This window comes from Xylophilus sp. GOD-11R (assembly GCF_033546935.1).
Taxonomy (GTDB): Bacteria; Pseudomonadota; Gammaproteobacteria; order Burkholderiales; family Burkholderiaceae_C; genus Xylophilus.
On sequence record NZ_CP137854.1, the window covers coordinates 2,664,830 to 2,679,651 of the forward strand.

The following is a 14,822-nucleotide window of genomic DNA, read 5'->3' on the forward strand; positions in this document are numbered from 1 at the left end:
CTGAGGTTGGATGGGGGAAATCTACAAACGGGGCGGTCAGGCGGCCAGGTCGAACACCAGCACTTCGGCGTCGCGGCCCTGGGCGATGGACACCAACGATTCCTTCTCGATCATCGCCGCATCGCCAGCGTGCAGTTCGACGCCGTTGACGCTGGCCTCGCCGCGCACCAGATGCACATAGGCCTTGCGCGCCGGGTCGATCGCCACCTGGGCCGTCTCGCCGCCGTCGAACAGGCCGGCGTAGAGCGCAGCGTCCGCATTGATCTGCACCGAGCCCGCGGCGCCGTCGGGAGATGCCACCAGGCGCAGCTGGCCGCGCTTTTCGGTATCGGCGAAGGACTTCTGCTCGTAGCTCGGCGCGATGCCGCGCTTGTCCGGCTCGATCCAGATCTGCAGGAAATGCGTCTGGGCGCCCTCGGCATGGTTGAACTCACTGTGCATCACGCCGGTGCCGGCGCTCATGCGCTGCACGTCGCCGGGCGGTATGCCTTTAATGTTGCCCATGCTGTCCTTGTGCGCCAGCTCGCCCTCGAGCACGTAGCTGATGATTTCCATGTCGCGGTGGCCGTGCGTGCCAAAACCGGCGCCGGCGGCCACACGGTCTTCGTTGATCACCCGCAGGTTGCCGAAGCCCATGTGCGCCGGGTCGTGATAACCGGCGAAGGAAAAACTGTGGAACGACTTGAGCCAGCCGTGATCGGCGTAGCCGCGTTCCTGCGATGGTCGAATGGTCAGCATGTCGTTTGCTCCTGGATGTCGGCCGCCTGTGTCGTCGGCCATGGAAAGAATGTAGGTCGCCGGCATCGGTGCAGAAGCAAACGGTTTTGATAGCATCGTTCAAATCATTCGAACGATAGAAGCTCCGCCATGCAAACCGCACGCGACGTCCTCACGCCCGACACCCTGGCGCTGCTGCAGCGCATCGCCCGCGAAGGCAGCTTCGCGTCGGCGGCGCGCAGTCTGGGGCTGGTGCCCAGCGCGCTCAGCTACCGGGTGCGCCTGGTGGAAGACGCGCTCGACGCCCTGCTCTTCGACCGCAGCTCTCGTCAGGCCCGGCTCACCGCCGCTGGCGCCGAGCTGCTGCGCGAAGGCTCGCGCCTGCTCGACGAGATCGACGCCGTGGCCAACCGGGTGCGCCGCGTGGCCACGGGCTGGGAGCCGCAGCTCAGCATCGCGGTCGACGGTCTGATCGAACGCGGCACGGTGATGGAGCTGACCGAGGCCTTCTTCGCGCTGGAACCACCGACCCAGCTCAAGTTGCGCGACGAGATCCTGACCGGCACGCTGGAAGCGCTCAACCAGGGCCAGTCGGACATCGCCATCGGCGTGAACGTCGACATGGCCAACAGCTCGGCGCACAACTTCCGGCCGCTCGGCTCGGTGGAATTCATCTACGTGGTGGCACCGCACCATCCGCTGGCGGCGATCGAGCGGCCACTGAACGACACCGACCTGCGCAGCCACCGCGCGGTGGCGGTGGCCGACACGGTGCAGCGCGGCAACGGCGCCACCGTCGGCATCTTCGCCGGCCAGTCGGTGCTGACGGTGCCATCGATGCAGGCCAAGCTCGATGCGCAGCTGCGCGGGCTGGGCGCCGGCGCGATTCCGCTGCCGATGGCACGGCCCTATGTGGAGGCCGGACACCTGGTCGAGAAGAAGCTCGACCGGCCGCCGCGCATCTACCACGTCGGCTATGCCTGGCGCAGCGCCAACCCCGGCCGCGCGCTCAAGTGGTGGCTGGAACAGCTCGAAAGCCCCGCTACCCGCGCGGCGCTGCTCGACCGACCACGAGGCTCCGGAGCAATCGCGTGACAGCGTCCGGCTACGTCGGCCGATTCGCGCCATCGCCCACCGGCGCGCTGCACGCCGGATCGCTGGTCGCCGCGCTCGCCAGCTGGCTCGACGCCCGCGCCCACGGTGGGCGCTGGCTGGTACGCATCGAAGACGTCGACACACCGCGCTGCGTGCCGGGTGCGGCCGAACGCATCCTGGCGCAACTCGAAGCCTGTGCGATGCGGCCGGACGAGGCGCCGGTCTGGCAGTCCACGCGTGGCGACCACTACCAGGCCGCGCTCGACCGCCTGCTCGCTTCGGGCAACGCCTACCCCTGCGCCTGCTCGCGCCAGGACATCGCCCGCACCCAGGCCGAGCGCGGCATCGACCGCCAGCGCAACGCCGCGCTGCCCTATCCCGGCACCTGCCGCCACGGCCTTCACGGTCGACCGGCGCGCGCCTGGCGGCTCGATACCGGCCGCGATCCCTCGCCCGTCCGCTGGACCGACCGCGCCGCCGGCCCGCAAAGCCAGGCGGTCGAACAAGAGGTGGGCGACTTCGTGCTGCGGCGCGCCGATGGTCTGTGGGCCTACCAGTTGGCGGTGGTGGTCGACGATGCCGCGCAGGGCGTGACCCATGTGGTGCGCGGCCTCGATCTGCTCGACAACACCCCGCGCCAGATCGTGCTGCAGCGCGCACTCGGCCTGCCGACGCCGGGCTACCTGCACACGCCGCTGGTGCTGGCCGAAGGCGGGGAAAAGCTTTCCAAGCAGAACGGTGCGACACCCTTCGACGAACGCCGCCCGGCCCCGGCACTGCGGGAGGCCGCCGCCCGCCTGGGCTTGCCCGACTCGACGAGTGGCGACGATCCTGCGGCGCTGCTCGCGCGCTGGATCGAACCCTGGCGAAAAGCGTGGATCGCGCCTTTTACAATCGCCCGGTGACCCAGCCTCCAGAGAACCATCCGCCCGCCCTGCCCGACCAGCCCGATGCCGCCGCCACACCGGCGCAGGGCATGGTCCATCGCAAGACCATCAAGAGCTACGTGCTGCGCACCGGCCGCACCACCAGCGGCCAGACACGGGCGCTGGCCGAGCTCGGCGGCAAGTTCCTGCAGCCATACCGGCCGGGAGCGTTCGAGCCGTCGGCCGCTTTCGGCCGCACCGCACCGCTCATCCTGGAAATCGGCTTCGGCATGGGCGAAGCCACCGCGCACATCGCCTCGGTACGACCGGACGACAATTTCCTCTGCTGCGAAGTGCACGAACCCGGCGTCGGCGCCTTGCTCAAGCGCATCGGCGAGCAGCAGCTGCACAACATCCGCATCCTGCGCCACGACGCCGTCGAGGTCATCGACCACATGCTGCAGCCCGGCACGCTGCAGGGCGTGCACATCTTCTTCCCCGACCCCTGGCACAAGAAGCGCCACAACAAGCGGCGTCTGGTGCAGGCACCGCTGATCTCGCGCCTGGCCACGCGCCTGGCGCCCGGCGGTTATCTGCATTGCGCAACCGACTGGCAACCCTACGCCGAACAGATGCTGGAAGTGCTCGGCGCGGAACCGCTGCTCGCCAACACCGCCGACAGCTACGCCACCCGGCCCGACTATCGCCCGCTCACCAAGTTCGAGAACCGCGGCCTGCGGCTGGGCCACGGCGTGTGGGACATCGTTTTTCGCCGCAAGTGAGGCACCGGGGCGGTGCGCCCCACCACGAGAGTAGGCATGCGCAAACTTGCCGCCTTCCAAATGCGCATGCGATCATCTGCGATTCATTCGCAAACGTGAGTGTTAGGCAACCCCAAAGCAGGTACGCAAAGTGCATGACGCTAGCCGACTACGACACCGATCGCTTGGCGCGCACCGACATTGCATCGCCGCTGATGACACCAAATAACCCGTCCCCGATCCTCCAACACCTCGTCGAGATCACCGGCCACCGCGACCACACGCGCCTGGAGTACTCGGTCATCTCCGCCCTGCGGCACCTGGTCGGCATGCGGCAGGTGCGCAAGCTGGAGTTCTTCCTCGTCAAGGACGTGACCTACGTCCGCCCCTGCCTGCTGCTGGTCGACGGCGAAATGGTGGCGCCCGACGCCGTCCCGGTGCCAGACAGCGCCTGCCCGCCGCTGGCCAGCCACACCGAACTCATGCAAGGACTCGAGCAGCGTTCCAGCAGCATCCAGTACACCTATGCCGACGGCAGCTACCGCCTCTGGCTGCCGGTGCGGCTCGACGACCGCGTGGTGTCCTGCCTGGAAATCTCCAACGACAGCGCCTACAGCGCGCAGACGCTGGACGTGATCAACGGCATCGTCGAGGTCTACCGCAACTACCAGAGCCTGCTCGACTACAGCGAGCGCGACGCCCTCACCGGCCTCTTCAACCGCAAGACCTTCGACGAGCAGTTCTCGCGCCACACGCGCGACGCCACCAGTACCACGCGACCGGAAGACGATGTCGAATCGCACTGGCTGGCCGTCGTGGACATCGACCACTTCAAGCAGGTCAACGACCGCTTCGGCCATGTCTACGGCGACGAGGTGCTGATCCTGGTCGCCAACCTGCTCAAGTCGTCCTTCCGCAGCCAGGACCGCATCTTCCGTTTCGGCGGTGAGGAATTCGTGGTGTTGCTGCGCCAGGCGACGCTGGAGCAGGCGCGCCTCATCTTCAACCGCTTCCGCACCAACATCGAGCAGTTCGCCTTTCCGCAGGTGGGCCGGGTCACCGTCAGCGTGGGCTTCACCATCGTCGGCTACGGCGCGCCGGTCGAAATCATGGGCCACGCCGACCAGGCGCTCTACCACGCCAAGGAAAACGGCCGCAACCAGGTCTGCTATTACGAGGAACTGATGAAGGGCGGCCAGCTCCAGGCGGCCGACGTGGCGCACGACGACGTGGAGCTCTTCTAGGCCCCGATCGCGGCGATCGAGCAAGAAAAAACCGGCGGCCTCTTGCGAGCACCGCCGGTTTTTCCTTGTTGGGGCGGACCGGCCGCATTCGCCGGTATCAAACCCGCTCGGCCACCCAGCCCTGCACCGACTGCAGCGCGGCCGGCAGACCGGCCGCATCGGTGCCACCGGCCATGGCCATGTCGGCCTTGCCACCGCCCTTGCCGCCCACCTGCTGGGCGACGAAGTTCACCAGCTCGCCAGCCTTCACCCTGCCCACGCTGTCGGCGGTGACACCCGCGGCGATCTGCACCTTGCCGCCTTCGGTGGAGGCCAGCACGATGGCAGCGGTCTTGAGCTTGTTCTTGAGTTTGTCGAGCGTGTCGCGCAACACCTTGGCGTCGGCGCCCGGCAGCTGGGCGGCCAGCACCTTGAGGCCGCCCACGTCGATCGCCTGCGCCAGCAGCTCGTCGCCCTGAGACGACGCCAGCTTGCCCTTGAGTGCGGCGACTTCTTTTTCGAGCAAGCGGATGTGGTTCACAGCCCAATTCGCCCTAATTGCAATTTCAGCAGTTGGGGTGTTTAACGTGGTTGCCACTGTCTGCACCGTCGATTCGAGCTGCTGCAGGTAGGCCAGCGCATTGGCGCCGGTCACCGCCTCGATACGGCGCACGCCGGCGGCCACGCCGCTCTCGCCCACCACCTTGAACAAACCGATGTCGCCGGTGCGGCCGACATGGGTGCCGCCGCAGAGCTCGCGGCTGGAGCCGATGTCGAGCACCCGCACCGTCTCGCCGTACTTCTCTCCGAACAGCATCATCGCGCCGGTCTTCTGGGCCGACTCGATGTCCATCTGCCGGGCGTTGGTGGCCTCGTTGGCCAGGATCTCGGCATTGACCCGTGATTCGATCTCGCGAATCTGCGCGTCGGTCACCGCCTGGGTATGCGCGAAGTCGAAACGGGTGCGATCGGCATTGACCAGCGAACCCTTCTGCTGCACGTGCGTGCCCAAAACCTCGCGCAACGCCTTGTGCATGAGGTGGGTGACGCTGTGGTTGCGCTGGGTGGCGGCGCGCAGGGCGGCGTCGACGCGGGCCGTGACCTTGTCGCCCACCTTCAGCGTGCCCTGGGTCTGGGTGCCGTGGTGGCCGAACACGTCGGACTTGATCTTCTGCGTGTCGGCCACACCGAAGAGCACGCCTTCGGCGGCGAGCTGGCCCTGGTCGCCGACCTGGCCGCCGCTCTCGGCGTAGAAGGGCGTGGTGTCGAGCACCACGATGCCGGCCTGGCCCTCGGTGAGCTGCGGCACCGGCGTGCCCTCGTGGTAGAGCGCGACCACGGCGGCGGCCTCTTCCAGCATTTCGTAGCCGGTGAACAGGTTGCCGGCGCCGGTGTAGTCGAGTGCGCGGTCCATGCGGAACTTGCCCGCCGCGCGGCCGGCCGCCTTCTGGCGTTCCATGGCCGCCTTGAAGCCTTCTTCGTCGACGCCCACGCCGCGTTCACGGCAGACGTCGGCCGAGAGATCCAGCGGAAAACCGAAGGTGTCGTGCAGCTTGAAGGCGACCTCGCCCGGCAGCACCTGCTGGCCGCCGGCCAGGGCCGCGTCGAGGATCTCCATGCCGTTGGCGAGCGTCTCGAAGAAGCGCTCTTCCTCGGTCTTGAGGATGTCGGAAATGCGCTGCAGGTCGGCCTGCAGCTTCGGATAGGCCTCGCCCATCAGCGCGACCAGGTCGGGCACCAGCTTGTGGAAGAAGGGCTTCTTCTGGCCGAGCTTGTAGCCGTGGCGGATGGCACGGCGCACGATGCGGCGCTGCACGTAGCCGCGGCCTTCGTTGCTCGGCACCACGCCGTCGGCCACCAGGAAGGCGGTGGCGCGGATGTGGTCGGCGATCACACGCAGGCTCTTGTTCTCGAGGTCGGTGCAGCCGGTCTCGCGCGACGCGGCGCGGATCAGCGCGGCGAAGATGTCGATCTCGTAGTTGCTGTGCACATGCTGCAGGATGGCCGCGAGGCGCTCCAGGCCCATGCCGGTGTCGACGCAGGGCGCCGGCAGCCGGGTGACGCTGCCGTCCTCGGCCATGTCGAACTGCATGAACACGTTGTTCCAGATCTCGATGAAGCGGTCGCCGTCTTCGTCAGGGCTGCCGGGCGGGCCGCCGGGGATGTGCGGGCCGTGGTCGTAGAAAATCTCCGAGCAGGGACCGCAGGGGCCGGTGTCGGCCATCATCCAGAAGTTGTCGGACTTGTAGCGGCCACCCTTGTTGTCGCCGATGCGGATGACCCGCTCGGGCGGCAGGCCGATCTCCTTGGTCCAGATGTCGTAGGCCTCGTCGTCTTCTTCATAGACGGTGGCCAGCAGGCGTTCGGCGGGCAGCTTGTAGACCTGGGTCAGCAGCTCCCAGGCCCACTGCAGCGACTCGCGCTTGAAGTAGTCGCCGAAGCTCCAGTTGCCCAGCATCTCAAAGAAGGTGTGGTGACGCGCGGTATAGCCGACGTTCTCCAGATCGTTGTGCTTGCCGCCCGCACGCAGGCAGGCCTGGACCGAGGTAGCGCGGTTGTACGAGCGCTTGTCGCTGCCCAGGAACACGTCCTTGAACTGCACCATGCCCGAGTTGGTGAACATCAGCGTGGGGTCGTTGCCCGGCACCAGCGAGCTCGACGCCACCACCGTGTGGCCCTTGGCGGCGAAGAAATCGAGAAAGGTCTTGCGGATCTCGGCGACGGTGGCGGGAGGTGTCGTGGGAAGCGTCATGGTGGCGGCGATGGAATGGCGGGCGTCCGGGTGGCCGGCGCCCTGATGGCGCGGCCCCTGCGAACAGCACATGCGGGCCGAAAGCGGTCTTCGCAAGTGTCGGACGTAACACGCGATTTTAGCGGGCAGGCCGGGCCTGCGCCGAGGTGCCGGGCACCACCAGATCGCGCAGCGAGTGACCGGAGGCCAGGCGGTCGAAACCGCGGTTGATGTCGTCGAGCGGAATGCGCTCGCCCATCAGACGGTCGATCGGCAATTTGCCGCGCTGGTAGAGGTCGATATAGCGCGGGATGTCGCGCACCGGCACCGCCGATCCGATGTAGCTGCCGCGCAGCGTGCGCTCCTCGCCCACCAGCTGCACCGGCGGCAGCGCAAAGCGCAACGCTGGATGGGGCAGGCCCGCGCTGATGGTGGTGCCGCCGCGCCGGGTGATCTTCCAGGCCAGCTCCATCGCAGGTATGGCGCCGGCCATCTCGAACGCGAAATCGACGCCGCCATGGGTGATGTCGCGCACCGCCTCGGCCGCCGCCGGATCGGTCGCGTTGAGCGTGGTGGTGGCACCCAGCCGACGCGCCAGCGAGAGCTTGGCCGGATCGAGGTCGATCGCCACCACGTCGCGCGCGCCCGCCGCCACCGCCGCCAGCAGCGCGCTGAAACCCACGCCGCCCAGGCCCAGCACCGCCGCACGCGCGCCGGCCCGCAGCTTTGCCGTATTGACCACCGCGCCCACGCCCGTCAGCACCGCGCAGCCGAACAGCGCGGCCTCGGCGTCGCCGATGGTCGAGTCGATCTTCACGCAGGAGCGGCGCGACACGACCGCATGCTCGGCAAAACAGCTCACGCCCAGGTGGTGGTGCACGGGCAGGTCGCCGCGCGACAGTCGCCGTTGGCCGCCGAGCAGCTGGCCGGCACCGTTGGCGTCGGCACCCGGCTCGCACAGTGCCGGCCGCCCTTCGGCGCAGGGCTCGCAGGTGCCGCAGCTCGGCATGAAGACCAGCACCACCCGGTCGCCCACGCGCATATCGGTCACGCCTGCGCCGCATTCGACGACTTCACCGCAGGATTCATGGCCCAGCACCATCGGCGTGGGACGTGGCCGGTCGCCCGAGATCACCGACAGGTCGGAATGGCAGAGCCCGGCCGCCAGGATCTTCAGCAACACCTCGCCCGGACCCGGCGGCGCGAGGTCGACCTCGGTGATCTGCAAGGGCAGGCTTTTGCCGTAGGGTTTGGGAACTCCGGTCTGTGCCAGCACGGCTGCGCGTATTTTCATGATGGTTCTACGACGCCAAGTTTGCAGTCGCTCACTGGGAAAACCAGCATTCGAGCCTGTCGGCCAAAACGCGTCCAGAGGGCTTTCCCGCGCAGGGCAATCACCGAGCCGACAGTGCGAGAATTCGCGGCTGGCCTGCCCGCGGCAGGCGTGTCGACAACGTTCCCAAGGACCAAGCACCATGGACATGAAGACCTCTCCCCTCGCCCTGCTCAAGGACCCTTCGCTGCTCAAGACCGACGCCCTGGTCGATGGGCAATGGATCAAGGGCTCGTCCCGCTTCGACGTGAACGACCCGGCCACGGGCCGCAAGCTCGCCGACGTGCCCAACCTGGGTGCCGCCGACGCCGAATACGCGATCAGCGCGGCCAACGCCGCCTGGCCCGCCTGGCGCGCCCAGACCGGCAAGCAGCGCCACGCCATCCTGCTCAAGTGGTATGAGCTGCTCATGGCCAACGCCGAAGACCTGGGCCGCATCATGACGGCCGAACAGGGCAAGCCTTTTGCCGAAGCCAAGGGCGAGGTCACCTACGCCGCCAGCTTCGTCGAGTGGTTCGCCGAAGAAGCCAAGCGTGTCAACGGCGAGACCCTGCCGCAGTTCGACAACAACCGTCGCCTGATGGTGTTGAAGCAACCCGTGGGCGTTTGCGCGGCCATCACGCCGTGGAACTTTCCGCTGGCCATGATCACCCGCAAGGTCGCCCCGGCGCTGGCCGCCGGCTGCCCGGTGATCATCAAGCCCGCCGAGCTCACACCGCTGACCGCGCTGGCCGCCGCCGAGCTGGCCGTGCGCGCCGGCATTCCGAAGGGCGTGCTCAACCTGCTGACGGCCGACAGCGACAACTCGATCGCCGTTGGCAAGGCGCTCTGTGCCTCCGACGTGGTGCGCCACATCAGCTTCACCGGCTCCACCGAAGTGGGCCGCATCCTGATGGCGCAGAGCGCGCCGACGGTCAAGAAGATGAGCCTGGAGCTCGGCGGCAACGCGCCCTTCATCGTGTTCGACGACGCCGACCTGGACTCGGCCGTCGAGGGCGCCATCGCCAGCAAGTACCGCAACGCCGGCCAGACCTGCGTGTGCGCCAACCGGCTTTATGTGCAGGACGGCGTGTACGACGCCTTCGTCGAGAAGTTCTCGGCCAAGGTCAAGGCGCTGAAGGTCGGCAACGGTTTCGACGAGGGCGTGGTGCAGGGCCCGCTGATCGAGCCGGCGGCCGTCACCAAGGTGCAAAAGCACCTGGACGACGCGCTGGCCAAGGGTGGCCGCATCACCGCCGGCGGCCAGAAGCTGGAAGGCCAGTTCTTCCAGCCGACGGTCGTGGCCGATGCCTCGCCCGACATGCTGTGCGCCCGCGAGGAGACCTTCGGGCCGTTCGCGCCGGTGTTCCGTTTCAAGGCCGAGCAGGAAGCGATCGACGCGGCCAACGACACCGAGTTCGGGCTGGCGAGCTATTTCTACAGCCGCGACGTGGGCCGCATCTTCCGCGTGGCCGAGGCGCTGGAGTACGGCATGGTGGGCATCAACGCCGGGGTGATCGCCACCGAGCACGTGCCGTTCGGCGGCGTCAAGCAGTCGGGCCTGGGCCGCGAGGGTTCGCACCATGGCATCGAGGACTACCTGGAGCTGAAGTACCTCTGCCTGGGGGATATCCAGAAGTAGGCTGCAGAAAAGAGATGCGCATCCTGCTGGTCGAAGACGAGGAAGAGATGGCCGCGTGGCTGCAGCGAGCGCTCAAGCAGAGCGGCTTCGTCACCGACCACGCGCCCGACGCCCGCACCGCCGAAGCCCTGCTGTCGGTGGGCACCGCCTACGACGCGGTGGTGCTCGACCTCGGCCTGCCCGACAAGCATGGTTTTTCGGTGCTGTCGGAGCTGCGCAACGGCGGCCACGCGGTGCCGGTGCTGGTGCTGACCGCCCAGGGCGCTCTACCCGACAGGGTGCGCGGCCTGAACCTCGGCGCCGACGACTTCATGGCCAAGCCCTTCGCCATCGAGGAACTCGAAGCCCGCCTGCTGGCGCTGGTGCGGCGCGCCCATGGCCGCCAGCACCCCAAGCTGCAATGCGCCTCGCTGCTCTACGACAGCGAAAGCCATGCCTTCACCCTGGCCGGCGAGCTGCTGCAGCTCACGCCACGCGAGCACGCTGCGCTCACTGCCTTGCTGATGCGCGCCGGCTCGCCGGTCGGCAAGTCGCAGCTCTCGGACAAGGTCTTTCCGCAGGACAGCAGCGTCGGCCCCGACGCCATCGAGCTAGTGCTGCACCGCCTGCGCCGAAAGCTGGCCGACAGCGACGTGACCATCGTCACCGTGCGCGGCCTGGGCTACATGCTCGAAAGCGCAGCAGGCCATGCCGCCGAACGGCGCGACTGACACGCGGCGTTCCTGGCGCACCGGCATCCGCACCCAGCTGCTGCTCCTGCTGCTGCCGGGCCTGGCCGCGCTGCTGGCCTTCGACAGCTGGACCGACTACCGCGCCATGGCGCGTACGCTCGAATCGGCCTACGACGAATCCCTGCTCGAGGCCATCGGCGCGCTCGACATCGCCATCGTCAACGACCGCGACGGCGGGCTGGTGCTGAGCGAGCCGTATGCGATCCAGGCGATGTTCGAGTCGCTCGACGCGCGGCACAAGCACCTGCAGGTGCTGGCGACGCCCGAGCGGCCCGACGACCCGGGCGCGCCACCGCCGCAGACGCTGTTCGGCACCGGCGACCTGCCCGCCCCGCCGCCAGGCCCGCCAGGCGAGCCGGCGCCGCTGACGCTGGGCAGCGCACCCGACGCGCGCATCGCCTTCTACAACGCCGACTACCGGGGCTACCCGGTGCGCATCGCGGCCTTGCAGCGGCGCGCCTACGACGGCCTGGGCCGCGGCTGGCAGGTGTCGATCCGGGCGGCCGAAAGCACCGGCCGCCGCAACGCCGCCCGCCAGGCCCTGCTGCGCACCGAGATCCTGCAGGGCCTGCGCATGCTGGCGGTGACCGTCGTGCTGGTGTGGCTGGGCATCGCCCTGGCGCTGCGTCCGCTGCAGCGCCTGCGCGCCGCGCTGCGTGCGCGGCCGGCGCACGACCTGCGGCCGCTGGAAGCCGGCGCGGTGCCTGGCGAAGTGGCACCGCTGGTCGATGCGGTCAACCACCACATCGCCGACCACCGCGCCGTGCTCGAGCGACAAGCGGGTTTTCTGGCCGACGCCTCGCATCAGCTGCGCACGCCGCTGGCCATCATGACGACGCAGGCCGGCTATGCCCTGCGACAGGACGAGCCCGGCAGCATGCGCGAGAGCCTGGCGGCGATCGCCGGGCAGCTCGAGCGCAGCCGGCGTCTGTCCGACCAGTTGCTCGCCATGGCCCATGCGAGCCGGGCCGCGCCGCAAGTGTCGCCGCCTGTCGCCGACCTGAATGCCGTGGCCCGCGAGGTGGTGCTGCAGTACCTGCCGCTGGCGCGCGAGAAGCACATCGACCTGGGCTGGAGCGATCTGCGCGGCGAGGTCGAAGACGAATCCACCGACCCATCGCCCGTCGCGCCACTCGCTGCCGAACCCGGCGAGCTGCACGAGGCCCTGGCCAACCTGCTGCACAACGCCATCCGCCACACGCCGCGCGACGGACACATCGACGTGGCGGTGCGGCGTGAGGCCGGCACGCTGCTGGCCGAGGTCGCCGACAGCGGCCCCGGCCTGCCCGCCGAGCGGCGCGAAGCGGTCTTCCAGCGCTTCAACCGCAGCCCGCCCGCACCCGGCGCGCCCAAAGGCGGCGCCGGGCTGGGACTGGCCATCGCGCGCGCCTACGCACGGCGCAACGGCGGCGACATCGTCTTCGCCGACCCCCCGCCCGGCTGTCCGGGCCTGGTGGCGCGACTGGTGTTTCCCCTGAGCGCAACACCGGCCCGGCATCCGCAATAACACGTATTTTTGACAGATTCGCGGCTCCCACCGCGCTTCGGAAGCCGATTGGAAGGCTCGTTTCCTAGACTCGCCGCCGACTCGCGGGTCCCTTGCCGGGCCCCCTTCGCAGCCTGCAGGAGACAGCCCATGAAACCTTCCCCACACTTCAACAAGGACTACTACGGCGGTGCGCTGATGGTCGTCATCGGCCTGGCCGCCGTGTACGCCAGCGTGCAGTACAAGCTCGGCACGCTCCAGCGCATGGGGCCGGGCTTCTTTCCCTGTGCCGTCGGTGCGCTGCTGGCGCTCTCGGGCCTGCTGATCGCGATCTCCGCGCGCGGCCCGGCCCCGGCGCAAGAGGCCGGCGGCCACCATCCCACCGGCCTGCCCGACCTGCGCGGTGGCGTCTGCATCGTGCTCGGCACCCTGGCCTTCCTGCTGCTGGGCAACTACTGCGGACTGCTGCCGGCCACCTTCGCCATCGTCTTCATCTCGGCGCTGGGCGACCGCAGCAACACCGTGCTGCAGGCTTTCGTGCTGTCGGTGGCCATGATGGTGATCGCCACCGTCGTGTTCTGGTGGGCGCTGCAACTGCAGCTCCCGTTGATCAAGTGGGGAGCCTGAAGCCATGTCGCAATCGCTCCACGATCTCTGGTTCGGGTTCGGCGTCGCCTTCCAGGGCACCAACCTGATGTGGTCCTTCTTCGGCGTGCTGGTGGGCAACCTCATCGGCGTGCTGCCAGGCATGGGTGCACTGTCGGCCATCTCGATCCTGCTGCCGCTCACCTATGCGATGCATCCGGTGCCGGCCATCCTGATGCTGGCGGGCATTTTCTACGGCTCGCAATACGGCGGCGCCATCGGCGCGATCCTGCTGAACCTGCCCTCGCATCCGCCGCACGCGGTGACCTGCCTGGACGGCTATCCGCTGACCAAGGCCGGCAAGGGCGGCACGGCGTTGGGCATCACCATGATCAGCTCCTTCTTCGCCGCCTCGGTCGGCATCCTGGTGATGGTGTTCGCCTCGCCGCTGCTGACCGAAGTGGCCTTCAAGTTCGGGCCGACCGAGATCTTCTCGATCATGCTGCTGGGCCTGCTGGCCGGCTCCACCATGTCGCGCGGATCGCCGCTCAAGGGCGTGGCCATGACGCTCTTCGGCCTGCTCTGCGGCTGCGTCGGCACCGACGTCAACTCCGGCGCCTTCCGTTTCTCGTTCGACGTGCCGGAGCTCAGCGACGGCCTCGAACTCGTCGCCATCGCCATGGGCCTGTTCGGCGTGGCCGACTTCCTGCTCAACGTGAACCGCATGAAGATCATCAGCAGCGGCACCAGCCTGCGGATTCGCGACATGCGCCCGAGCATGGACGAGCTCAAGCAGGCGATCTGGCCCATGATCCGCGGCACCGCGGTGGGCACCGTCTTCGGCGCCATGCCCGGCACCGGCCCGACCATCACCACCTTCATCGCCTACGCGCTGGAACGCAAGATCAGCAAGACGCCGGAGAAGTTCGGCACCGGCATGATCGGCGGCGTGGCCTCGCCCGAGGCGGCCTCGCACTCCAAGACACAGGTGGACTTCATCCCGACGATGAGTCTGGGCATTCCCGGCGACGCGGTGATGGCGCTGATCCTCGGCGCGCTCATGATCCAGGGCATCCAGCCCGGCCCGCAGCTGATCAGCGAGCATCCGGACATCTTCTGGGGCCTCATCGCCAGCTTCTGGATCGGCAACGCCCTGCTCATCGTGCTCAACGTGCCGATGATCGGCGTGTGGGTGAAGCTGCTGCAGGTGCCCTATCGCTACCTGTTCCCCTCGGCCATGTTCTTCATCGCGGTGGGCGTGTTCAGCACGCAGAACAACCTGTTCCAGATCTGGGAAGTGCTGGCCTTCGGCGTCATCGGCGCCATCCTCATCTACCTCAATTTCTCGGTCGCGCCGATCATGCTGGGCTTCGTGCTCGGGCCGATGGTCGAAGAGAACTTCCGGCGCGCCTTGCTGCTGTCTCGCGGCGACCTGGCCATCTTCGTGCAGCGCCCGATCAGCGCCACCTTCATCGGCATCAGCTGCCTGCTGCTGATCGGCGTGACCTGGTCGGCCTGGCGCGGCAGCAAGCGCGGCAAGCCGCAGGAATCGGTGGGAGAAGAAGTACTGGCCAGCGCCCACGTGCCGGCGCGGCAGATCGAACAGGCCACCTGAGCCCCTGGTTTAGCTCTCTTCGCTCCGCGAAGTTGCGGCCGGCTTCCCTCTGGGACGC

12 protein-coding genes are annotated in these 14,822 nt (G+C 68.2%); 9 read left to right on the plus strand and 3 right to left on the minus strand.

Annotation, left to right across the window (positions count from 1 at the left end; translation table 11 throughout):
• Positions 1-36 precede the first annotated feature (36 nt).
• Positions 37-738: a pirin family protein gene (locus R9X41_RS12560; protein ID WP_318630802.1), complete on the minus strand. Its 702-nt coding sequence runs from the start codon at positions 736-738 to the stop codon at positions 37-39.
• Between the two features lie 129 nt (positions 739-867).
• Here R9X41_RS12560 and R9X41_RS12565 point away from each other — a divergent pair, with 129 nt between their 5' ends.
• The 4 genes from R9X41_RS12565 (at position 868) to R9X41_RS12580 (ending at position 4,683) form a co-directional block, all read left to right on the plus strand.
• Positions 868-1,812 carry a LysR family transcriptional regulator gene (locus tag R9X41_RS12565; protein ID WP_318630803.1) on the plus strand — a complete coding sequence of 315 codons (945 nt, stop codon included), beginning with the start codon at positions 868-870 and terminating at the stop codon, positions 1,810-1,812.
• Positions 1,809-2,717 carry a tRNA glutamyl-Q(34) synthetase GluQRS gene (gene gluQRS / locus R9X41_RS12570; protein ID WP_318630804.1) on the plus strand — a complete coding sequence of 303 codons (909 nt, stop codon included), beginning with the start codon at positions 1,809-1,811 and terminating at the stop codon, positions 2,715-2,717. Before R9X41_RS12565 ends, gluQRS begins: the two co-directional genes overlap by 4 nt.
• The gene (gene trmB, locus R9X41_RS12575) at positions 2,714-3,460 is read left to right on the plus strand and encodes a tRNA (guanosine(46)-N7)-methyltransferase TrmB (protein WP_412556594.1); all 747 of its coding nucleotides are present in this window, start codon (positions 2,714-2,716) and stop codon (positions 3,458-3,460) included. The genes gluQRS and trmB overlap by 4 nt, the downstream gene beginning before the upstream one ends.
• A gap of 194 nt (positions 3,461-3,654) precedes the next feature.
• A complete protein-coding gene (locus R9X41_RS12580; protein ID WP_318635216.1) occupies positions 3,655-4,683 on the plus strand; it encodes a GGDEF domain-containing protein in 1,029 nt (342 codons plus the stop codon).
• Between the two features lie 97 nt (positions 4,684-4,780).
• On the opposite strand, the gene alaS is transcribed toward R9X41_RS12580, so the two are convergent.
• Together alaS and R9X41_RS12590 are read right to left on the minus strand one after the other, a co-directional pair.
• A complete protein-coding gene (gene alaS, locus R9X41_RS12585; protein WP_318630805.1) occupies positions 4,781-7,414 on the minus strand; it encodes an alanine--tRNA ligase in 2,634 nt (877 codons plus the stop codon).
• Between the two features lie 118 nt (positions 7,415-7,532).
• Positions 7,533-8,687 carry a zinc-dependent alcohol dehydrogenase family protein gene (locus R9X41_RS12590; protein WP_318630806.1) on the minus strand — a complete coding sequence of 385 codons (1,155 nt, stop codon included), beginning with the start codon at positions 8,685-8,687 and terminating at the stop codon, positions 7,533-7,535.
• 181 nt (positions 8,688-8,868) lie between these two features.
• Here R9X41_RS12590 and R9X41_RS12595 point away from each other — a divergent pair, with 181 nt between their 5' ends.
• The 5 genes from R9X41_RS12595 to R9X41_RS12615 all read left to right on the plus strand — a co-directional run bounded on the left by R9X41_RS12595 (position 8,869) and on the right by R9X41_RS12615 (position 14,764).
• A complete protein-coding gene (locus tag R9X41_RS12595) occupies positions 8,869-10,347 on the plus strand; it encodes an NAD-dependent succinate-semialdehyde dehydrogenase (protein ID WP_318630807.1) in 1,479 nt (492 codons plus the stop codon).
• A gap of 14 nt (positions 10,348-10,361) precedes the next feature.
• A complete protein-coding gene (locus R9X41_RS12600; protein WP_318630808.1) occupies positions 10,362-11,057 on the plus strand; it encodes a response regulator in 696 nt (231 codons plus the stop codon).
• A complete protein-coding gene (locus tag R9X41_RS12605) occupies positions 11,035-12,585 on the plus strand; it encodes a sensor histidine kinase (protein ID WP_318630809.1) in 1,551 nt (516 codons plus the stop codon). The genes R9X41_RS12600 and R9X41_RS12605 overlap by 23 nt, the downstream gene beginning before the upstream one ends.
• Positions 12,586-12,714: 129 nt before the next feature.
• Complete coding sequence (locus tag R9X41_RS12610; RefSeq protein ID WP_318630810.1) at positions 12,715-13,191, plus strand: tripartite tricarboxylate transporter TctB family protein; 477 nt, start codon at positions 12,715-12,717, stop codon at positions 13,189-13,191.
• A 4-nt stretch (positions 13,192-13,195) separates the two neighbouring features.
• Positions 13,196-14,764 (plus strand): tripartite tricarboxylate transporter permease, encoded by a 1,569-nt coding sequence (locus tag R9X41_RS12615; RefSeq protein WP_318630811.1) that lies wholly within the window; start codon positions 13,196-13,198, stop codon positions 14,762-14,764.
• The last annotated feature ends 58 nt before the right edge of the window (positions 14,765-14,822 follow it).